Below are 22,686 nucleotides of genomic sequence, written 5' to 3'. Positions count from 1 at the left end.
TAGAAGCTTGTGTTAAAATTTCCTATTTCTTGCCTATTTTTTATTATATTGCGCCTGCTGGTGCTGGACTACTGATTTATGTTGAAAAACTTAGCTAAAAAAATTCTGGGTAGCCGTAACGACCGACTCTTAAAACAGTATCGCAAAGAAGTAGCAAAAATCAATGCACTTGAACCTCAGGTTCAAGCTCTGAGTGATGCTCAATTACAGGCTAAGACCGCAGAATTCAAACAGCGTTTGGCAGCAGGCGAACATCTTGATAGCCTGTTGGTTGAAGCTTTTGCTGTCTGCCGTGAGGCCAGTAAGCGTACTTTGGGTATGCGTCACTTTGATGTGCAACTGATTGGCGGGATGGTTTTGCATTTCGGTAAAATTGCCGAAATGAGAACTGGTGAAGGTAAAACACTGGTCGCCACCACGGCAGTGTATTTGAATGCCTTGTCAGGTAAAGGCGTGCATGTGGTTACCGTTAACGATTACTTGGCCGCCCGTGACGCCAGCATCATGCGCCCATTGTATGAATTTCTTGGCATGAGCGTCGGTATTATTGTCAGCAATATGGATCACGACGATAAAAAAGCCGCCTATTTAGCAGACATCACCTACGGCACCAATAACGAATACGGTTTTGATTACCTGCGCGACAACATGGTCAGTGATCAAAGCGAGAAAGTTCAGCGCGAATTGTCATTTGCGGTGGTGGATGAAGTCGATTCCATTTTGATTGACGAAGCGCGTACACCGCTAATTATTTCCGGTCAGGCTGATGACAACGTTAGTCTGTATCAAATCATGGATCAGATTCCTCCTAAGCTTATTGCGCAGCAAAGCGAAGAGGGCGAGGGTGACTACTGGGTCGATGAAAAAGCCCGTCAGGTCATTCTGAGTGAGCAGGGACATGAGCATGCTGAAGAAATTCTGACGCAGATGGGCTTATTGCAGGAAGGTGATTCGCTTTATTCCACCAATAATATCATGCTGATGCATCATCTGATGGCCGCCTTGCGGGCTTATACCTTGTTCCAGCGTGATCAACATTATGTGGTTCAGGATGGTGAAGTGGTGATTGTGGATGAATTCACCGGACGTTTAATGGCGGGTCGTCGTTGGTCAGATGGTCTACATCAGGCAGTGGAAGCCAAAGAAGGGGTGGAGATCAACAAGGAAAACCAGACATTGGCCTCGATCACCTTCCAGAATTTTTTCCGCTTGTATGACAAACTGGCTGGTATGACCGGTACCGCTGATACAGAAGCCTTTGAGTTTCAGAGTATTTACGGTCTGGAAACCGTGATCATTCCACCAAACCGTCCAATGGTGCGTAAAGACCTGAACGATCAGATTTATCGTTCTAACGAGGAAAAATATGAAGCTGTGGTGGCCGATATCAAAGAACGCCACGCGAAAGGGCAGCCAATTTTGGTAGGTACCACCAGCATTGAAAATTCTGAGCTGGTGTCTGCCTTACTCAAACAAGCACACTTAGGCCATAATGTGCTCAATGCCAAGGAACATGAACGCGAAGCCGATATTATTGCTCAGGCTGGTCGTCCCGGTATGATTACCGTTGCCACCAATATGGCCGGTCGCGGTACCGATATTGTCTTGGGCGGTAACATTAAGCCACAGATCGATGCAATTGAGGCTGATGAAAATTTATCCGCGGAACAAAAACAAGCACAAATTGAGAAGCTGCAGCAGCAATGGCAGCAGGATCATGATGCCGTATTGGCAGCTGGTGGTCTGCATATCATCGGCACAGAACGGCATGAAAGCCGCCGTATCGATAATCAGCTGCGCGGGCGAGCTGGTCGTCAGGGTGATGCTGGTTCCAGCCGTTTTTATCTGTCGTTTGAAGATCCGCTGTTGCGTCTGTTTGCGCTTGATCGCGCTAGCGCCATTCTAAACCGTTTGGCACCGGAGCGCGGTGTGGCTATCGAAGCCGGTATGCTTAACCGGCAGATTGAAAACGCACAACGTAAAGTTGAGAACCGCAATTTCGATATGCGTAAGCAAGTGCTGGAATATGATGACGTTGCCAACGATCAGCGTAAAGTGATTTACCATCAGCGTGCAGAGATTTTGCATAGTGAAGACATTGATGCGTTGATGCAGGATGTGCGCCATGATGCCATTGTGGATACTGTGGACAGTTATATTCCACCGAATAGTATGGAAGAGCAATGGGATGTTTCCGGATTGGAACATAAATTGGCGGCTGATTTTAATCTTCATCTGTCCATAGCTGATTGGCTGAAAGAAGACAATACTTTAGACAACGAAAGCATCAGTGAGCGCTTGCTGGCGATTGTTGAAGAAGATTATGCTAAAAAGGTGGAATTAGCCGGCATAGAAAACATGCGTCGATTCGAACGCAATATCATGCTGCAAATTATTGATACGCGCTGGCGTGAACATCTGGCTGATATGGATTACCTGCGCCAAGGCATCCATTTACGAGGATATGCGCAGAAAAATCCTAAACAGGAATATAAGCGTGAAGCGTTTGAAATGTTTCAGCAGATGTGGCACAACATCCGCCAAACCGTTGCTTCATTGTTGATCTCCGTACAGTTTGAAAATGCGGAAAATCATGCAGACATGGACAATCAGGAGACTGATTACTTATCGACAGCTCATCAGTATGATGATCAGGATTATAGTCCCCAAGCCATGGAAGAACGTGGCGAAATGATCCTTCGTAACGATCCATGTCCCTGTGGCAGTGGTTTAAAATATAAAGCATGCCATGGAAAACTGAAGAACTAATTTCGCAGTAATTATTTGCTCAACACTTTGCGTGTGCTGCATTAAAAAATTTTATTGATCTGTAAACATAACCTGCCAGCTTGCTGTGCAACTTTGCGTAAATAATCACAGCGGCGGCATGGTTATGCAATATATTATTGATGAATTTGCCCAGAATGCTGCTTCGGGTAAGTGGCGCCAAATGCAATGAAATATGTTCATTGTCATTCCTAATCATATTCATTTTCGTATTCGGCAATAAGCACGCTATGGAGCGGAAACTCGTTAGCACAATTGTGCGCATGTTGCTTGCTGAACATCGCTTTGTATTAGCAAGAAATAAAATAAATAATGAGTCTGTGCCGGTCAAATTGAAATATCATTTCATGCTGCTCTAAAAATCAAGTTGGCTATGGTTTATCGCATGGGTAATGATAGTAAAATCATGCATGCTTGATTACATAATGATGTGCAATAACATGGTGATGCTGCTTGAAAAACGTTTCTGACAAACTGGTTACAGCCAGTTTTTTTAACCACTTCTTGAGCTAGACGACAATGGTGGTTTGCTACATTGCATGCAAGCCAGTTTTCCGACAAGGTGTCGCATCAACATTAGTTTTAAAGCTAATACTCTAAATATCGTTGTATAAAGAATAAATTTGGCTTAAAATCCCTCCTTTACACTCTGATTGAGTGAATAAAAGGCTGTTAGCTGTTATGCTAACTTGTTTTCGGTTTACGCTAAAGATACCGCTTCCTAAGATATTGGATAATAAATGGCAGCTTATAACGTACAGAAAGTCCTGTCCGTACACCATTGGACAGATGCATATTTCACCTTTACCTGCACCCGCGATGATTCATTGCGCTTTCAGAATGGTCAGTTTGTCATGATCGGCTTGATGGTAGACGGTAAACCGCTGATGCGTGCCTACAGTATTGCCAGTGCTAACTGGGAAGAAGAGTTGGCCTTTTTCAGTATTAAAGTTCAGGATGGTCCGCTCACCAGTCGTTTGCAGCATTTGCAAGTGGGTGATGAAGTTTTGGTCAGCAAAAAGCCCACCGGTACTTTGATTGCCAGCGATTTGAATCCCGGTAAAAATCTGTACTTACTCTCCACTGGTACCGGACTGGCTCCTTTTCTCAGTGTGACCAAAGATCCAGAAGTATACGAACAGTTTGAAAAAATTGTGTTGATTCATGGCGTGCGATATCAAAAAGATCTGGCTTATTATGACCACTTTACTACTGAATTGCCTAACCATGAATATCTGGGTGAAATGGTGCGCGAAAAACTCATTTATTATCCAGTTGTATCGCGTGAAGATTATGTCCATCATGGTCATTTAACTGATTTAATGCGATCCGGCAAACTATTCGAAGATATTGGTTTGCCAAAAATGACGCCGGAACATGATCGTGCCATGATTTGTGGTAGTCCTGCGATGTTGAAAGATTCCTATGCGGTACTGGATAGTTTCGGTTTATCGATTTCACCTAAAATGGGACAACGTGGTGATTATGTGATTGAGCGAGCTTTTGTGGATCAATAAATCACCAAAAATGCGAATAGGGCAGCATGATTTTCCATCATGCTGCTTTGATTTTTAATAAACAGATGATTTAATCATTTTTTTGTAATTTTCTAAAATTATGCAAAACCTGATCACCCTACTGATTATTTTGTTGCCACTACTAGTGGGGTTTTTGATTCGATTACCCAAAAAGGCAATGGTGTGGCTGGATCGTGGTTTAGGGTATTTGATTTATGCCATCCTCTTTTTGATTGGTTTGTCTCTGGCGCATGTACCCAATCTCAGTGCCCAACTCAGTGTGATCAGTATTAATGTGTCGGTTTTATTTGTGTGTACTATGGGCGCAAATCTGCTGCTCATGATCTGGTTTGACCGTCGCTACCCGTGGCATTTGACGGCACAAGAACCGAGTAAAACTAAGCAGTCATTTAGTTTCGGCGGCAGTTTCAAACAGATAGCCTGCTTAGCCATTGGGCTGACTTGTGGGTTATTTAGTGATATCAGTGCTTGGCTTTATCCAGAAACAACAATTAAATATGCTTTGATTTTATTGATTTTTCTTGTCGGAATGCAATTGCGCAGCAGTGGAATAGGTTTGCGACAGGTATTACTGAACCGGCGCGGGGTAGTGATCTCATTGCTGTTTATGCTCTCGTGTATGCTCGGTGGCTTGGTGTTTGCGCTGATTATGCCTGATGTGTCTTGGTCCAAAGGTTTAGCGTTAAGTAGTGGCTATGGTTGGTATTCCTTGTCCAGTATCATTTTCAGTCAGGTTTACGGACCGGTCTGGGGCAGTATTTCCATGCTTAATGATTTGGCCAGAGAATTTTTTGCACTCTTTTTTATACCAATCCTGATGCGCCGTTTCCCTTGTACAGCTATAGCCTCTGGTGGTGCAACCAGTCTGGATTTTACCTTACCGGCGATACAATCTTCTGGTGGTATTGCGGCCGTACCGGTTGCGATCAGCTTCGGTTTTATCGTTAATTTGCTTAGTCCGGTATTGATGGTGTTTTTCTCTTCTTTATCCGTTTAGATGAGGCCGTCTATTCGAGCGCAGTCAGCCCATTTGTTTCATTCAACCGCGATGGACCTAGCCACCACCACTGAAGCATATGCCGGTCTAACTACAACACAATCAACCATTGTCTCAACTTATTGATGATCTAGTTTTAAAAAATAGTAAGCAAATTGATCATCAATTTTATCATTTAATTTTTCATACAATGCTCTAGCTTGGTGGTGTTCGATTGCTGTGCACCATGATATTCCATTATAGGTAGAATGATTCGCAAAGCTTCTCACTTTTTGCATTTATTGGGTGGCAATACCGTACTTTCTGTGGCTTTTTATAATATATCAGTCATTTAAAATTAGGGTTGGTGATATGGATAAAGAAGAATAGGTAAAGTATAGCTGTACGCAACCACATGGTGTTTTAAGGTCGTAAGCAAGAAAAATTACTCAATCATGGTTGATCAATCTCGCTTGAAAAAACTTTTTTGATTCAGAATGACAGTCCTCAATAGCATAAAATTCTCGATGCTGAAAAAAGTCATAATATGTCATCAAGCTGGTTTATGTAGCTTGTATTATATTCAATGAAATATTCTTAGCTAACCCTTATTTGGTTAGACACATAACAGATGAAGTAATCAAAAATATAACGAACTTTATGTTAAAAAATTGCGTACCTCTTATATTGCAAGGATGCTGGCTATCATACTGAATCAGATAGCATGGGAATGCGTAGGGATGTTGATTTGAGGGTAATCAGGCTCTAGGGGGATGAGTTAATTTTTAGCTGAATAAGTCGGTTTTTTACCAACATATTATCAATTTATTTATATCAGCATGATTCTAATTGCAGATGCATATGATATTACGTTTGATTATGGATAAATAGACTTAAGTTAATCAGATAGATTAGACATTGGTTTAGGTTTAATTTAACAAAATTAACACATATCAGGTCTTTTAAGACATTAAGCCGACATGTTTACTTCTTCATACTGCGTATCAAAAATTATGAGAGTATATTTATTCAAAATAATTCTAAATTACATTATGGTTTCAAACATGACTAATCTAAGCATTCTTAGGCAAAGAATCGCTTAATTTCTGCATACTTTTTTTAGCATAAATAGTACAATTATCAATTTTACTTAGTAAAAAGTTTTGTTTTTATTGAAATATTTACTATTACTAAATATATTTGCCTATAATTGCAGTTTGATTATTTACCCAGTCAGGAGGAATAGTCTTATTCATTCATGTTGAAGAAAAATAATGGCATTTATTGGCATTATTGGCACAATAATTAAAATGTTAATGATTAATGTGACTTCGTCATGTAAATCATTTAAGACATTAATCCGGATTTATCTAGTTTATTGGGATAAATTAGGCTCTAATTTATTTTTTTTTTATTAATTAACTGTTAATGCTAGACATTTAAGTTTGTATCTTTAGGGTGAGGGAGAGTATCGAAACTTGAATACTATTTAGAGAAAGAGAGAGAATATGACCAAATGGTGTCAGAATGTTTCTAACAATGAGAAAAAAACTTTCTGGGCATGTTTTAGTAGCTGGGGATTGGATACTTTTGTCAATCAGATGTTTGGACTGCTATTACCAACTCTGATTTCCACCTTTGCCATTTCCCAATTAAAGTTGTGCTGGATGAGCGCTTGTACTTTATTAACCACTGCTTTGGGCGGTTGGGTTGCCGGCGCATTATCAGACCGATACGGCCGAGTTAAAACATTACAATTGATGATTATTTGGTTTGCTGTCATGACTTTTATGATGGCCTTCGCTAATAATTATTATGTAATTCTGATATTACGTGCGCTGCAAGGCTTTGCTATTGGTGGCGAATGGGCAGCCGGTGCGGTGCTGATGGCAGAAACTATTCGCAGCCAATATCGCGGTAGAATGATGCCGTTGATGCAAAGTGGTTGGGCAATCGGTCTTGCTTTGGCATTAATCGTATTTTTTGTGGGTTCAAGCTTGTTACCCCAAAATAACGGTTGGCGTATTATGTTCGCCATTGGTTTATTGCCAGCGTTATTGATTTTCTTTGTCCGTCGCCATGTTGTTGAACCTGAACGAGAAATAGCTCTATCTGTAGATCAGCCAGCCAAATTCTCTAAGGCATTATTTGGTATTTTTTCGCCGCCCATGTTGCGTATTACGATTTTAAGTTCTTTACTTGGCATAGGCGCTCATGGCGGTTATCACACCATCACGACATGGCTGCCGATCTATCTCAGACAAGAACGGCAATTTTCCATGCTGCACACCAATACCTACATGACCGTGATCATTATTGCGTTTTGTTGCGGTTGTTTAGTTAGTTCTTATTTAGTGGATAAAATTGGCAGACGATTTAATGTCGTCTGTTTTGCTATTGGCGCCGCGGTCACCATTCGTTGTTATTTATTTTTACCTTTAGATAATGTGCATATGTTACTGCTTGGTTTTCCTTTAGGCTTTTTTGGAGCCGGCATACCAGCAACATTAGGTATTTTATTTAATGAATTATATCCGCAGCAATATCGTGGTGCTGGAGTGGGATTCAGTTATAACTTTGGTCGACTGTTGGCTGCATTTTTGCCTTTTCTCGTCAATAGAATGAGTGCCAAAATGAGTTTAGGTACTGCCATTGGTATAGACGCTAGCTGGGCTTATAGTTTGGTGGTGATTAGTGTGTTGTTATTACCGGAAACCAGAGAAGGGTTTAAAACTGATAAGTTAAATCGGTCAGAACTTTAATGGATTATTACAATTAAATTAAATCATTAAACCATTAATTTTCCCGCATACAAACAGCTTGAAACATCTTAGCCCTTTTTTGTGGCTGATCAGATTATGCTGACAAGCGGGGCAATGATCATCCTCTCTGGCGTGGATGATAAGAATATTTATGCGTGTTTATTTTTTGCGGTCACCAACAGAAGCGATCGTTGTTGATGGTTCATGAGTCAGATTGTTGATGCTATGTTTGCTGCGTGATATGGATTAGCAGCAATCTGCCTGTTTACTGTGATGTGTATCATGCAAATATTGACACCAAATTAACCGCTAGCGACGCTGTCAATTTTTAATTTTAGGGTAGTTAACAGTATTCCTGAATACTTTTTTTCTGCTGCAATTTTGTCTTTTTGATCTGATGTTATGTCATCTATTTTTTAACGATTTAATGCGTTAATTTTTATTTTAAATCAAGACTTAGTTAATGCTGGGTTTGCTATTTCTGGATTTCATCCATTTGCGCAATATAAGCCATTTCTCAGATTCCTGCCGATATCTTTAAGTTCAGCTATTTGATGATGTTTCTTTAAAAGACTTCTCTCATCGCAACAGCATGGTTTACCTTTATCTTAAATTTGTTCTGCATTAGCACTAAATTGTTCATTGACGCTGGGATGACATTGATACAATAGAAAATAGATGTATAGGTGTTTTAGCCATTTGCCTGTTGCTTAAAGCGTATAGAGATAATTTTGATAGGCGCGATAGCAATTGATCACTCAATTTCCGTATGAATAAATCCGATTTTGCGATTGCACAATAAGATCTATACGATATCTGAACCTTTTGCCATTGATGAAACTGCTCATCATAAACTGGTTTAATCATTGCCACTGAGGCTTTTTGTTCTTCATCTAAATTTCAGGTTTTTCATGGTTGTTTTGCCAAGTTGATACCAGCTCTGATCCAGTATTTTGTTTTATTAGTGTTTTTTTAATATCACTTTTGTTTTTAATTTTTTTTTATCAGCAATATATTCTTCTAATCATTCTATTGTGTTGATTTTGATTGGTACTTATCCTCGTTTTTAGCGATTTTCGTTTGCTTTTTATTCGCTAATTATTTTTCTTAGCTTTTGTTATGAGATGCATCATATCAATTCGATTTATTGATGGTTGGTGTATGACGGTAGAGGCACATTGTTGGACAGCGCTCTGGGATAGTTTAGGATTGTTGCTTAGATAAATATTTGATTTGTAAGTTAATGAAAGTTGAAGGTAAAGTCTGGTTGCAGCCGTGCTTTTATCCAAGCTATGGGTTATAAACATCGTTGCTTAGCTTGCTTTTCGGGTAAATGACCTTATGTGACAAGGTATTGACATGGCGCGGTATTCATTGCCTTTATTTCTGGTTGAATTTATTTCAGGTTTCTAATGTATGGATGTTATTCAGTATCCCAATAGTGTATTTAAACTGCACCGTCCCTTTCCGCCGGCTGGCGATCAGCCAACAGCTATTCAAGGTTTGCTGGAAGGGCTGGAGGATGGTTTATCCAGTCAGACATTACTTGGGGTGACCGGCTCGGGTAAAACTTATACGATGGCCAATGTGATTGCCCAGAGTGGTCGTCCGGCAATTATTATGGCTCATAATAAAACGCTGGCTGCTCAGCTTTATGCAGAAATGCGTGAGTTTTTTCCGGAAAATGCGGTGGAATATTTTGTTTCTTACTATGATTATTATCAGCCAGAAGCCTATGTTCCCAGCCGCGATCTGTTTATTGAAAAAGATTCAGCGATTAATGAACACATTGAGCAGATGCGTTTGAGTGCGACCAAAAGCCTGATGCAACGGCAAGATGTGGTGATTGTGGCTACCGTATCGGCGATATATGGTATTGGTGACCCCAATGAATATCATCAGATGATTTTGCATCTGAAAGAGGGGCAAAAAATGGATCAGCGCGAGATTATTGCCCGTCTGGTTGCCATGCAGTATGAACGTGGAGATATTGACTTTGCTCGCGGTACTTTTCGCGTGCGCGGTGACGTGATTGATATATTTCCGGCAGAAAGCTCTGAGCTGGCTTTGCGCATCAGCCTGTTTGATGATGAAGTCGACCGTATGCAGTTATTTGATCCCTTGTCCGGTAGTTTGCAACAGCGGGTGGGTCGCTACACCGTTTTCCCTTCCAGTCACTATGTTACGCCGCGTGATACGGTATTGCGAGCTTGTGAAAATATCAAACAGGAATTGGCTGAGCGGATTAAATGGTTTAGTCGCGAAGGTCGACTGGTGGAAGCACAACGCATTGAACAGCGTACTCGCTTCGATTTGGAAATGCTCTATGAAATGGGTTTTTGCAAGGGTATTGAAAACTATTCACGGCATTTTTCCGGCAAAAATGAAGGCGAGCCACCACCAACATTAATGGATTATTTGCCCAGTAATGCTTTGATGTTTATTGACGAAAGCCATGTCACTGTTACGCAGATTGGTGGTATGTACAAAGGCGATGCTTCGCGTAAGCAAAATCTGGTTGATTATGGTTTCCGTTTACCCTCAGCGCGGGATAACCGACCGTTGAAATTTAATGAATTTGAACAGGTGATGCCGCAAACCATTTTTGTTTCAGCTACTCCGGCTAAATATGAAGAAGAGCATGCGGGTCAGGTTGTTGAACAAGTGGTGCGTCCCACTGGGCTTATCGACCCCGAAATTATTATCCGTCCAGTAGCGACGCAGGTGGATGATCTGTTATCAGAAATCAATATTCGTAAAGAAAAAGGTGAGCGGGTATTGGTGACCACGTTAACCAAACGTATGGCAGAACAGCTTACCGATTACTATTCCGAACTGGGGGTTAAAGTTCGCTATCTGCACAGTGATATCGATACAGTAGAACGGGTGGAGATTATCCGTGATCTGCGTTTAGGTCTGTTTGATGTGCTGGTGGGAATTAACTTATTGCGTGAAGGTTTAGATATTCCTGAAGTGTCGCTGGTGGCGATTCTCGATGCGGATAAAGAGGGTTTTCTGCGTAGTCATCGCAGCCTGATTCAAACCATTGGTCGAGCAGCACGTAATGTGCACGGACAGGCAATTTTGTATGCCGATAAAATTACTGACTCTATGCAAGCGGCCATTTCGGAAACTGAACGCCGTCGGGCGAAACAAATTGCCTTTAATACTGAACATGGCATAGTGCCGCAGCAGATTAAAAAGCAGGTTCGCGATCTGATTGATGGGGTTTATCATGATGACAACGGAGCGAAGGGGCGTGGGCGCAGTAAAGTTAAAGTGAAAGAAATTCACAATGAGGAAGAGGCGTTGAAAGAAATTGCCAAACTGGAAAAAGCCATGCAAGCGGCAGCGCGGGATTTACAGTTTGAAGAAGCGGCACAAATTCGCGATAAAATTCGAGCGATTAAAGAAAATCTGCTGTTTGGTGCAGCAGAAAAATAACCAGTGATGCAGTCATTGAACCAGTGGCTATTTTGATCAATGTCTTGGTCTTTAGAGATGATGTGATTTTATGCTAGCTGATTTTAAGCCGATGTCTCAAGCCAAGTTGGTTGAAATAAGCTCAGTTGCTTTAAGGCTGAAGAGCTCAGCCCTAAGATTTAAAGGCACAACCAGTCAAAAAATAGTTGAATGCTCAATTCTTGTGGCCGCTGGTTATTTGGCAACCGATTTTGTTGAGCACTTGGTGGCAAACAATGTCTTCAGCTTGGTCATTGTTGTCATTTTTTGCGCGGCTGCATGATGCTGAAATATGATTGACTCAGCAACACGCTGATTGATTATCTGGCTGCTGCAGTTTATTCATTCGTAGGTTATCTGACGCTGTATAAGTTCAGTTTTAAGCTTGAATTTTTGTGAAGTCATCTTTTGAATAAACTGTCGTGATTTTATCTTGTCTATTATGCACATAAATAAACCGTCAGGATTGAATGGCATGCTTTGTCTATTAATGGAATGTCGTTGATATTTTATTTATTACTGCTAGAGTTGATTGATTAATAAGTGAGTTTTGTCTGTGGATTTAAGTAGATAGAAACCAAGTTTAGTAGGTTCCATTCCTTAATTTAAGCAAATTAATCTCTGCTGTTTTTTTTCGATTTTGTGACTTCCAAAGCGAACTACCTGACGTAATCAGTTTTGAGCTCGGGTGTTGAATTCGGTAGACGCAAGAAAGTTAAAATTTCTCGGTCTTTTTGATCGTGCAAGTTCAAGCTTCGCCTCAGGCACCATTTAAAACATTTCTTTTATACGGGAATAGCTCCGCTGGTAGAGCGCAATCTTGCCAAGCTTGAGGTTACAAGTTCGAACTTCGTTTTCCGCGCCATGTTCACATCCTGAGTAATCGGTTAAAGTCGGCAAAGTTCAGATTTTGATTGATGCCTCACTAGTGCTTAACTGAAGTAAATTTTGAGGGATATGCTTGTTTAAATACCTCTAAGTTATTAATGTTTCTTGCAACTGCAATGACCATATCACCTCAAGCCCAAACAGATTTTTACTAAGCAAAATCCGATGCACTAGATGCTCGCGAGCTCAACCATACTTTTTTTTAAATGAATTCATCCTAAACAATGGCTGCATAATGAAGCACCCATTGTTTTAATTTCTAGAAATATTATTCTATTCAAACTTTGAAGTGTCGGTAGCACAAACACGGAGTCGATGACCATCGGGATCAGTTCCTACAAATGTGTATCCGAAATCGAGCATTTGGGGTTCAAGTTCAATGTTAACGTTTAATTCTTTCCATGCCGAATAAATTTCATCGACTTCATTTTTGGTTACATCACTAAATGACAGCTCAAAACCACCATAATGATTGGGTGCCTTTGGCGTTATTTTATCAGCCTCTTGGAGCCCCAAAATAAAATTATCATTCAATAAAAATACAACAAAGCCAGGATAAGTTTTAACCGGTGGGCGTCCTAATATTTTAGTGTAAAATTCTCGACTAATATCCACATCTTTGACATAAACAATAACGCTATTGGGTTTAAACATAAAATTTCCTTTGTAGTGCTAACGATAAATCTACTTGATTTTAATAGTCTTTAATTTTGAAGTAGCATTGATGAAAGCTGTTGGTCTTATTTGAAGTTGATGCTTAATTATTTTGCCAACAAAAAGCGTGAGAATTAATGGGTTAATGAATAACATCTTTTAATATATATTTCTCATATTCGCCATTTTTATTTGTTTTTCGTACATGTAACAATTTCACTTTATCGCCTTTTTGGGCATTGACCAAGGCATAGGCACCAGGCAATGAGATTGATAATTCATAAGGTCGATTCTGAGGTAATTGACACCCACTGTCTGCTCTGCCTGCTATCTCTGACTGTTCGATTTTCACTTTAATCTCAAAGGTACTTTTTTCGTATTCTTGTTGGTGGTTTAGCTGTCCATTCGCGCCCCTAGGGCTGATGGATGCAATCCTTTCCTGCGGAGCTTGTAAAAGTGTGCCGGTTAATAAACACGTGTTCACGTAGGAGGCAGATGCTGCTGGAATGAAGCACATTGATGCCAGTGCAAAAAAACACCCTCTAAAACTTTTCATAAATTTCTCCGCTTTATAGAAAAAATATATTTATATCATAAATGTTAAGGCAACTGTCCCATTTTATCTGGGATGAACTTTTAAATAATTTTTAATTGTAGGCAAAAATATCATTGCCGAAAGATGACAAAAGTGCTTAAATTAAACAATTATTGATATCGATCAAATTAATTCAACTTTTAGCCCCAATTTTACCTACAACATACATCAATGTGATCTGGTTTAACCAGTCAACGCAATAACCCAATTTCACAAACAGGGAGAGTTTGCAAAATGAATAATACCGAAAGTGAAAATCCAATCGATGTAATTCTTATCGGCGCAGGCATCATGAGTGCCACGCTGGGTACGTTACTCAAAGAACTACAGCCGGACTGGAATATTAAAATTTTTGAACGTTTAGATGGTGTTGCTCAGGAAAGTTCTGATGCCTGGAATAATGCTGGTACAGGTCATTCCGCTCTGTGTGAGTTGAATTACACACCCGAGCAGGCTGATGGAAGTATTGATGTCAGCAAAGCGATCAAAATCATTGAACAGTTCGAGCAATCTAAACAGTTTTGGGCTTCACTTACAGATCAGGGCATGATTGCTGATCCATCGGAATTTATTCGCAGTGTGCCGCACATGAGTTTTGTGATCGGCAATAAAGACATTGAATTTTTGCGTAAACGTTATGCCGCGCTTCAACAACACAGTCTGTTTAAGGATATGTGTTTTAGTGAAGATAAAGAGCAGATCGCTAAATGGATACCTTTGATGATGCAGTCACGGCAAAGTGATGAACCACTTGCTGTTACGTATTCTGAGCTGGGTACGGATGTGAATTATGGTGCATTAACCAGAATCCTGATGAAAAATTTGATTAATCAGGGAGCGGAACTTAATCTTCAACATGAAGTTGTGGATTTAAAACGCCATAATCAGCACTGGCAGCTTAGTGTTAAGGATTTACGTACCCACAGTTTGCGCAATGTGCGCGCTCGCTTTGTCTTTATCGGCGCTGGCGGGGGCTCGCTGAAGTTGTTGCAAAAAAGTCAAATTGAAGAAAGTAAAGGATATGGTGGCTTTCCGGTTTCCGGTGAATGGCTGGTTTGTAAAAATCCGGATGTAGTGCGCCAACATAATGCCAAGGTGTATGGCAAAGCTTCTGTGGGTGCGCCACCTATGAGTGTGCCTCATCTGGATAAGCGGGTTATCGATGGTCAAGATGCATTATTATTCGGACCGTTCGCCGGTTTTACCACCAAATTCCTGAAAAATGGCAATTTTACCGATTTGTTTAAAACGCTGAATATCAATAATATTTTGCCTATGCTGACCGTTGGCATGCATAACATTAGCTTGGAATATTATTTAATGCAGCAAGTGACCTTAAGCTTTGCCGATCGCATGCAGGAGTTGCGCACTTTCTATCCGGAAGCAAAAGATGAAGACTGGCACTTGGATATTGCCGGAAATCGTGTGCAGGTGATTAAAAAAGATGCGCAAAAGGGTGGGGTATTACAATTTGGAACTGAGTTGGTGAAATCGGCAGACGGTACTTTAGCGGCGTTGTTGGGCGCCTCTCCAGGAGCTTCTACTTCTGTTTCCATCATGCTGGAACTGTTACAACACTGCTTTGCTGATCAAGTAGCCAATGAATGGTCGCAGAAGTTATTGCAGTGGATACCGAGTTATGGTCAGAAGTTGGAAAACAATCCTGAGCTGGTGCAACAAATTCGGCAGTGGACAATTAAATCATTACGTCTACAAAACCCAGCCGAACAACGCTCACCGCAATCTGCCGCCGTTGAGTAAATCAAAGCAAGCAGTATTGTGCGGTTGAAAATGTTGAAACAGCCAGATAGTAATTATCTGGCTTGTGTTTTATGGTTGATAATAACCAAATGGTTGCAGAAATGGTCTTTGTTGGCGGTGATGATTTGACCTTTTAGGGTGAGTGGATCAATGAAGCCATGTTAAGCGCAATATTTTGCCCCTAAAAGGGTGGATTATAGTACCAAAGTTGGTGTCAATATGATCCCGACCATTGTGCTCTGTCTTCAGTAGCTTGAGTTTTAAGGGGTAGCATAGTCAGTTTGCTTAATCACTTTAATATGCTGTTGAGACATAGAGGATTGGTGAGAATAAAAATGCTCAACAGGGGGTATGCTATCTTGAGCAAATGACTACATTTTTCATCATATTCTCAGATCAATTTTAGCTTGAGGATTATCTCTTTTAACAGGTCTTGATCTGCATCTATTTTAATTATTGAAGCCATTTTTTCTGTTTCTTCAAGTGAATACGCTAGCGAATAAAATAAGTCATTGATAAAAGGTTTGTTGGCGATGAGCCTTGAACATGCTATGATGTGATGTGTTAATTCAGGTTGTATTCTTATAAAATTTGGGCAGATATCGAAATGAAATAACGGTAAATTTATCTAGATATAGCCTTTTTTATGCAAACATAGGTGCATTTTTTTCTGAGTTTGGTGGCGATTATTTTCTAAATAATCGAGCAGAGTATCAGGATATGAAGAATTTTCAGATATAACATCAAACTGAATTTTTAAGCATTTGGAATAATATATATTATCAAGTTTTATTAAATATAAAAATGCGATATCACCTTTTTTCAGTTCTGTTGATTTCAATTTTGTTGCTACATTCAGTAATTGATTGTTTGTGATACTGTCTAGAAGGATTTTTATCTTTTTTTTATCATTTTTCAGATCCTTATGGTATTGATCAATAATGAAATTATCTGCAACACTATTCCAACTTAGTACAATATTATCTCCAAAATCAATGTGCACTATTTTTTTTGGGTTCTTTGTATTGTCTACTGTTATCGTTTCTCCGTTATTAGACAATTCAGGTGCAGGATTGTTTGCATGACACCCAATAAGAAACAGGCACATATAACACATTAAAATTAAATTTTTCATATTATTGATAAATCAGGTTTCTGGAAAAAAAGAAGGGATTTTATTTGCTCTGTTTTCATCCAAAATTATCGATGAGCCATGTGTTCTTTTTTGGTAAAAATGATGATATCCCCCTAACACGTCACGACCAAGTGCTCATTTATACCGCCTCTTTATGTCTATAAGTAAGACTTCCGATAACTCGACCATAGTCATGCTTGAATAATTCAGATGCAAGAAGTTCAGTAGGAGTTGAGTATCTCTCGTCAGCAATACCTTTAAGTTTAAACGTGATGTCTCTTATAGCGATTTCGCAGTCTACTACAATAATAGAAATAGTGTCATTAGGGAAAACGGTATTGACTCTGTCAGCATTTAAGTATCTACTCGTATTCCAATAGCACCTTAGGTAAATGGAGAGAGGGTATGGCAACAAAACTGTTTTCCTCATCCTGAGTAAATCTGCCAATGATTTTTAGGTTATGCCGGTTATGCTCAGCAAAAAATCAATCAATTTTGCTTCAATGAATTTGGTTAGTAAGTTTTGATTTAGAACATAAGAAATATCAATTTATAATTAGGATGGGTTTTCAGTTTGAGCAACTTTCATCTGATCCAGCAGGTTTTTCCTTGTTATCGCCAAGCAAATGATTCAATTTTGCCATCCTACTAATCAGATAAATAAGCAGTTATAGTCGTATGCTGTCGTGGCGATTTGTTAAGCATGCACAATAATAAGAATAATTTTTTGCCTTTTGGCCTCCGATCATCATTGCTTTTTTTATGAGCATTAACCATAATCGCTACCCCCTCTGACTGGGTACGAATAGGCAGATTCAAACCCATGATTTGTAATGGGGTGTTCTACTCAAATAAGGCTAAATGATCTACTGGTCCAATTTCTTAGCGACAAGAAGATTTGACTTCTGCATCATTCGGTATTCTCTTTGTTTTGTGTTTTTTATTTAATTATCATAGGTGTACGCCTAAAAAAATTTAACATTAAACTAACATTTTAATTAATTTGTGTTAACATTATTGATGAATATGTCAATATTCAAGCATCTAATCATTTATATATTTAGATATTACATTATATTTTTCTACAACTAATAGGAGTCATTTATGCGTAAGATTTTTTCCTCCATTGTGGTGGCGTTGAGCCTGTGCATATTTAGTGCCAGTGCATTCAGTGCAGAATTTTATACCAGACGGCACACCACCAAACGCCATCATGTGGTGCATAAACAAGGTAAAAAAACTCAAAAAACTTATCGTAGTAGTGTCAGAAAAAAACGGCATTATGCGGTAAAACCCGTCAATAAAAATCGGCATCACTATCGCCGTCAGCACAGTAAACAAAAAAATCACTACGGTATTCACAAGAAAAATCGTCAGACCAGCTATCGCCATAAACGTCGCGTGGTTCGCAAAACGCACTACCGTGGTAACAGCCGATACCATTATCGTAAAAGTACCCGCAGTCATTACCACCGTGGCTACAGAGTGCATCGTCGTAGCGCGCGATACTAATCATGCTTCCTGCCGGCATACAAGTGTAAGTCGGCAGTTTTTTTCAGTGGTAAAGGGTGATCAGGAATTGGTCATGTCCGCTTAATGTTGAAATGATAGCAATGGAATATTGTGCTCTTTATACTTTGCCGCCAATTTGCTGCGAGGTTTGCTGTGGGATTGATTGCTTATTCTCAACATGGTCATCATGATGCGATGTGTTATGGCGGATGGACTCGTTTATAGGGTTATTGGTGCTCTTTTGGCGGCACTAATTGCGTGGTAATAGGTTGGCTGAAGATTGATTAGGCTTTCTTTCAATATAAATCGCTCAGTAGCCTCTGGTTATGAACACAATCTTGGCTATTTTCACGCTGACAGGGTGGTGATTAGGTACCATTGATCTGTTGGCAGCATCCGGTTGGTTTAATGTTGTGTAGGACTTTTGCTGCGGCGTGTTCTATCGGTGTGGTGCTGTCTTGGCCATAGGTCGGACGTTGCCGCTTTACTGTCCGGTTGGTTGGAAATAGTGTGCACGCTAATGTAAATTATGATTGTTTTTCAGGTATAATTATATTTTTAATGTTGTTTTCAGACGAGCTGTTTTGATTGTTCAGGCAGGTTGTCTCTATCTCTATCAATATAATTATGCTCAGTAAAGATCAGTTTGCGGATAATCATTTTATCCGATCTATTATCGAAGACGATTTGCAAAACGGACGTTGTCAGCAAGTGATAACACGTTTTCCGCCGGAACCAAATGGCTATCTACATGTTGGTCATGCTAAGTCTATTTGTCTAAATTTTGGTCTGGCCTTTATTTATGATGGCTTATGTAATCTGCGCTTTGACGATACCAATCCGGAAAAAGAATCGGATGAGTATGTGCGGGCGATTAAGGAAGATGTGCAGTGGCTCGGTTTTAAATGGCATGAGGAGCATTTTGCTTCTGATTATTTCGAGCAATTGTATGAATATGCGTTGGAATTGATTCGTGCTGGCAAGGCGTATGTAGATGATCTGGATGCGGAAGAGATGCGCCAGTATCGAGGTACGCTGACTGAAGCGGGTAAGAATAGTCCGTATCGGGATCGTTCGGTGGAAGAAAATCTGGATCTGTTTCAGCGGATGCGTGACGGTGAATTTCCAGATGGCAGTAAAACGCTGCGGTTAAAAATTGATATGGCCGCCGGTAATATCAATTTGCGTGATCCGGTGATTTACCGTATTCGTCGAGTGCATCATCATCGTACCGGGGATAAATGGGTGATTTATCCGATGTATGACTATACGCATGCGATTTCCGATGCGATTGAACAGATTACTCACTCTTTATGTACGCTTGAATTTGAATCACACCGTCCATTATATGACTGGGTGGTAGAAAATATTACGATTGCGCATCAGCCACATCAATATGAGTTTTCTCGTCTTGAACTGCTTTATTCTGTGACATCGAAACGCAAGCTCAATCAGTTGGTGACGCAGGGGCATGTCAGTGGTTGGGATGATCCACGGATGCCGACAATTTCTGGTATGCGTCGCCGAGGCTATACGCCACAAGGTTTGCGCTTGTTTGCCAAACGGGTAGGCATTTCCAAAAGTGAAAATGTGGTGGACATGAGTGTGTTGGAGGGAGCGATCCGTGAGGATCTGGAAAATGTGGCTCCACGCATGATTGCGGTGCTCAATCCAATTAAGGTGGAACTGACCAATTTTGATGAGGTGCTCACGCAAAGCCGTACTGCGCCGTTTCATCCACACCACCCTGAAATGGGTGAGCGTCTTATGCCACTAACGAAAAACATTTATATTGAAGCCGATGATTTCGCGCTTGATCCACCCAAAGGATGGCAAAGACTGACGCCAGGTGGAGAGGTTCGTCTGCGTTATAGTTATGTGATTAAGTGTGATGAGGTGATTCGCGATGCCTCTGGGCGAGTGGTGCTGCTTAAATGCAGTATCGACCATGAAACTTTGGGGGCTAAGCCACAAGGACGCAAGGTGAAGGGGGTTATTCACTGGCTTTCCACTGAGCATACGGTACCGGCTACGGTTCGTTTATATGACCGACTGTTTACCCAACCTCGTCCAGATGCGGTGCGCGGTGAAGATGGTCAGTATGTTGATTTTGTTGAATTCATTAATCCAGAATCGGTGACGGAAATTGACGCACTGGTTGAACCGGCTGCGCAAACGTTGGCACCGGAAGCTCGCTATCAGTTTGAACGTCTTGGTTACTTTGTGACCGATCGGTATGATCATACGCCGGAAAATCCGGTATTTAATCGTACGGTTACGTTGCGTGATACCTGGCAGGCGCAAGCAGATAAGTAGTAATGTGGTTTAATTTTGGAGAAGACCGGTTAATTTGTACCGGTCTTTTTGTTTTGCGGTAAATTTTGTTCGCGGTTAGCCATCTTGGCTTGTAAAATGTTTTTATGTTGATTAGGTTAAATTGAGGCGGATTGATGCGACTTTTTCCGGTGCGTACAGGTTATCTGACTAATTTACCCATGCTGATTAGTATGGTGCTGGCGGCGTTATGGGTTTGGTATACGCACAATACGCATGAAAGTACGGCGCTGTTTCTGGGCATTATCGCTGGTGGGCTGGTGGATCTGGATGATGGCTTTACCGGTAGGTTACGCAATCTGTTTTTTACGTTGATCTATTTTGCGCTGGCTGCTACGGCAGTGCAGTTAACTTATGGGCGAGCATGGGAATTTTCGCTGTTGATGGTGTGTGCGGCTTTTGGTTTGACGATGGTTGGCGCTGTGGATATGCGTTACCGCACGATTGCTTTTGGCACTTTGCTGGTGATGCTGTATACGGTTCTGACCTATGCACCACAACTACCATGGTATACCAATCCGCTTATGCTGATTTGTGGCACAAGTTTATTCAGTTTATGCACACTGGTGTTGCATGTGCTGTTTCCGGATCGACCGGTGCAGGATAATCTAGCCAATGCGTATGCGATGCTTTCGGAATATATGTTGATTAAAGCGCGGTTTTTTGATCCGGACGAAGCGGATTTGTTGCCAGAGCAGGAATTTAAGTTGGCGATGCAAAATACGGCGGTAATCAATGGTTTTAATCAGTGTCGCACGGCTTTGTTTTACCGTTTACGTCGGCAACAGCGTTATCGGCGCACGGGGGTATTACTGCAATATTATTTGACCGCGCAGAATATTCATGAACGCATTAGCTCCCGTCATGTGGATTATGCGGCCATGTCGCAGAAGTTGGTGCATTCTGATCTGATTTTTCGTATCCAACGCTTAATTGTTTTACAAGCAGAAGCTTGCCAACAGATGAGTTGTTGTTTACATGAAGACCGGCCTTTTGTATTTGACGCTAAGCTGACTCGGGCTGGGGAAGGGCTGCAACGTTCGGCGGGTTTGTATGGTGATGAATATGGTGCAGATGATGATACCCCCGGTTGGCGGCAACTGATTGCGAATATTTTGGCGATTAATGAGCTGCTGCAGTTGCTGGCGCAGGTCAAAAGTGATGCGATCAGTCAGCCGGCAGCAGAAAATACCATTATTGGAATGGATGTAAATCGGTTGCGGGATGTGCTGCCGGCATTAAAGATGCATTTTACTTTGCAGTCTACAGTATTGCGACATGCTACCCGATTAGCAATTCTGACTGGGTTAATTTGTCTGATGGTAGAGGGATTGCACTTAAAATTAGGCTACTGGATTTTGCTAACCGGCATTATTGTTTGTCAGCCTAACTATACTGCGACAACCACGCGATTAAAACAACGAATAATCGGTACTTTGCTTGGGGTATTGGTGGGATCGGTGATGCCGTTTTTTGTACCTACTCTGGCAGGTAAGTTGGTGATTGTGGTAGTCAGTACGGTATTGTTTTTTGTGTTTCGTTTTCGCCGTTACAGTTTTTCGACATTTTTTATTACGGTGCAGGTGCTGGTTGGTTTTGCCATTATTGGTATTGATACCCAAGCCATGATGTTGCCGCGTTTTGTGGATACGATTTTGGGTGCGGTTTTGGCGTGGATGGCGGTATCGTATTTATGGCCGGATTGGCGTTATCTGACATTGGGGCGGATCGCTAGTCGAGCGTTAAACAGTGATGCAGTCTATTTGCAGCAGGTTGCCCAGCAGTTGTTAAATGGACAGAAGGATGATGTGGTTTATCGCGCCGCCAGACGCGATGCATATGAGCTGGCAGCTACGCTAAGTAATACGGTGGCAGACATGTCGATGGAGCCACAGCATTACGGACAACGAGTGGATGAGGGTAAAACGCTGTTGCAATTGAATTATGTTTTGGTTAGTTGCATTTCGGCTCTGGGGGCACTGCGTAGTCAGGTTGATCGGCTGCGTGCCCAGTTACCGGATACTGCTATTGAACAATGGAGTAAATTGGCGGCAAATATTGCTTTTTTGATGTCTGAGCCCATGGATTTAGAAAAGTTTGAGCAAAGCTGGATGGAAATTCAATCTAATCTCGAGCGTGGCATGCAAGAGAATAGTACTGAAGTGGTTGAACAAGTGTTGTGGCGTCAATTGCAGCGAATTCATAAGCAGTTGCCGTTATACCGCTACGAACTTTACCCAGCGCAAAGGGACGCTAGCAATTCCTAAACGTGGTGGTTGGTT

The 22,686-nt window shown here is 41.0% G+C and carries 13 protein-coding genes; 10 read left to right on the top strand and 3 right to left on the bottom strand.

Annotated elements, in window-relative coordinates; translation table 11 throughout:
• Positions 1-78 precede the first annotated feature (78 nt).
• The 6 genes from secA to J3U68_RS08735 all read left to right on the top strand — a co-directional run bounded on the left by secA (position 79) and on the right by J3U68_RS08735 (position 11,808).
• Positions 79-2,769 (top strand): preprotein translocase subunit SecA, encoded by a 2,691-nt coding sequence (gene secA, locus J3U68_RS08760; protein WP_267376151.1) that lies wholly within the window; start codon positions 79-81, stop codon positions 2,767-2,769.
• 758 nt (positions 2,770-3,527) lie between these two features.
• Positions 3,528-4,304, top strand: a complete 777-nt coding sequence (locus J3U68_RS08755; RefSeq protein WP_267376150.1) for a ferredoxin--NADP reductase — start codon at positions 3,528-3,530, stop codon at positions 4,302-4,304.
• Positions 4,305-4,404: 100 nt separating this feature from the next.
• Complete coding sequence (locus J3U68_RS08750; RefSeq protein WP_267376149.1) at positions 4,405-5,322, top strand: lysine exporter LysO family protein; 918 nt, start codon at positions 4,405-4,407, stop codon at positions 5,320-5,322.
• A gap of 1,487 nt (positions 5,323-6,809) precedes the next feature.
• Entirely contained in the window at positions 6,810-8,063 is a 1,254-nt protein-coding gene (locus J3U68_RS08745; RefSeq protein WP_267376148.1) for an MFS transporter, read from the top strand.
• A 1,416-nt stretch (positions 8,064-9,479) separates the two neighbouring features.
• Positions 9,480-11,507 (top strand): excinuclease ABC subunit UvrB, encoded by a 2,028-nt coding sequence (uvrB, locus tag J3U68_RS08740; RefSeq protein ID WP_267376147.1) that lies wholly within the window; start codon positions 9,480-9,482, stop codon positions 11,505-11,507.
• A 70-nt stretch (positions 11,508-11,577) separates the two neighbouring features.
• Entirely contained in the window at positions 11,578-11,808 is a 231-nt protein-coding gene (locus tag J3U68_RS08735) for a hypothetical protein (RefSeq protein ID WP_267376146.1), read from the top strand.
• 878 nt (positions 11,809-12,686) lie between these two features.
• Here the strand turns inward: J3U68_RS08735 and J3U68_RS08730 are convergent.
• Both J3U68_RS08730 and J3U68_RS08725 read right to left on the bottom strand, forming a co-directional pair.
• Positions 12,687-13,067: a VOC family protein gene (locus J3U68_RS08730; RefSeq protein ID WP_267376145.1), complete on the bottom strand. Its 381-nt coding sequence runs from the start codon at positions 13,065-13,067 to the stop codon at positions 12,687-12,689.
• 142 nt (positions 13,068-13,209) lie between these two features.
• Positions 13,210-13,623, bottom strand: a complete 414-nt coding sequence (locus J3U68_RS08725) for a hypothetical protein (protein ID WP_267376144.1) — start codon at positions 13,621-13,623, stop codon at positions 13,210-13,212.
• A gap of 273 nt (positions 13,624-13,896) precedes the next feature.
• On the opposite strand from J3U68_RS08725, the gene mqo reads away from it, so the two are divergent.
• On the top strand, positions 13,897-15,423 hold the full coding sequence (mqo, locus tag J3U68_RS08720) for a malate dehydrogenase (quinone) (protein ID WP_267376143.1): 1,527 nt from the start codon (positions 13,897-13,899) through the stop codon (positions 15,421-15,423).
• Between the two features lie 628 nt (positions 15,424-16,051).
• On the opposite strand, the gene J3U68_RS08715 is transcribed toward mqo, so the two are convergent.
• The gene (locus tag J3U68_RS08715; protein WP_267376141.1) at positions 16,052-16,558 is read right to left on the bottom strand and encodes a hypothetical protein; all 507 of its coding nucleotides are present in this window, start codon (positions 16,556-16,558) and stop codon (positions 16,052-16,054) included.
• A gap of 1,104 nt (positions 16,559-17,662) precedes the next feature.
• Between J3U68_RS08715 and J3U68_RS08710 the strand changes: the two genes are divergently transcribed.
• The 3 genes from J3U68_RS08710 to yccS all read left to right on the top strand — a co-directional run bounded on the left by J3U68_RS08710 (position 17,663) and on the right by yccS (position 22,671).
• Positions 17,663-18,070 (top strand): hypothetical protein, encoded by a 408-nt coding sequence (locus J3U68_RS08710; protein ID WP_267376139.1) that lies wholly within the window; start codon positions 17,663-17,665, stop codon positions 18,068-18,070.
• A gap of 627 nt (positions 18,071-18,697) precedes the next feature.
• On the top strand, positions 18,698-20,386 hold the full coding sequence (locus tag J3U68_RS08705) for a glutamine--tRNA ligase/YqeY domain fusion protein (protein WP_267376138.1): 1,689 nt from the start codon (positions 18,698-18,700) through the stop codon (positions 20,384-20,386).
• Positions 20,387-20,520: 134 nt separating this feature from the next.
• Entirely contained in the window at positions 20,521-22,671 is a 2,151-nt protein-coding gene (gene yccS, locus J3U68_RS08700) for a YccS family putative transporter (RefSeq protein ID WP_267376137.1), read from the top strand.
• The last annotated feature ends 15 nt before the right edge of the window (positions 22,672-22,686 follow it).

The sequence above is a fragment of the Snodgrassella sp. B3882 genome (genome assembly GCF_026535915.1).
Taxonomy (GTDB): domain Bacteria; phylum Pseudomonadota; class Gammaproteobacteria; order Burkholderiales; family Neisseriaceae; genus Snodgrassella.
Note: the sequence above shows the minus strand (reverse complement) of the source record. Positions and strands in the feature narration are given on the sequence as shown.

Coding starts and splice junctions, on each gene's coding strand:
- secA (WP_267376151.1), top strand. CDS start 79: ATGTTGAAAAACTTAGCTAAAAAAATTCTGGGTAGCCGTAACGACCGA.
- J3U68_RS08755 (WP_267376150.1), top strand. CDS start 3,528: ATGGCAGCTTATAACGTACAGAAAGTCCTGTCCGTACACCATTGGACA.
- J3U68_RS08750 (WP_267376149.1), top strand. CDS start 4,405: ATGCAAAACCTGATCACCCTACTGATTATTTTGTTGCCACTACTAGTG.
- J3U68_RS08745 (WP_267376148.1), top strand. CDS start 6,810: ATGACCAAATGGTGTCAGAATGTTTCTAACAATGAGAAAAAAACTTTC.
- uvrB (WP_267376147.1), top strand. CDS start 9,480: ATGGATGTTATTCAGTATCCCAATAGTGTATTTAAACTGCACCGTCCC.
- J3U68_RS08735 (WP_267376146.1), top strand. CDS start 11,578: ATGCTAGCTGATTTTAAGCCGATGTCTCAAGCCAAGTTGGTTGAAATA.
- J3U68_RS08730 (WP_267376145.1), bottom strand. CDS start 13,067: ATGTTTAAACCCAATAGCGTTATTGTTTATGTCAAAGATGTGGATATT.
- J3U68_RS08725 (WP_267376144.1), bottom strand. CDS start 13,623: ATGAAAAGTTTTAGAGGGTGTTTTTTTGCACTGGCATCAATGTGCTTC.
- mqo (WP_267376143.1), top strand. CDS start 13,897: ATGAATAATACCGAAAGTGAAAATCCAATCGATGTAATTCTTATCGGC.
- J3U68_RS08715 (WP_267376141.1), bottom strand. CDS start 16,558: ATGAAAAATTTAATTTTAATGTGTTATATGTGCCTGTTTCTTATTGGG.
- J3U68_RS08710 (WP_267376139.1), top strand. CDS start 17,663: ATGCGTAAGATTTTTTCCTCCATTGTGGTGGCGTTGAGCCTGTGCATA.
- J3U68_RS08705 (WP_267376138.1), top strand. CDS start 18,698: ATGCTCAGTAAAGATCAGTTTGCGGATAATCATTTTATCCGATCTATT.
- yccS (WP_267376137.1), top strand. CDS start 20,521: ATGCGACTTTTTCCGGTGCGTACAGGTTATCTGACTAATTTACCCATG.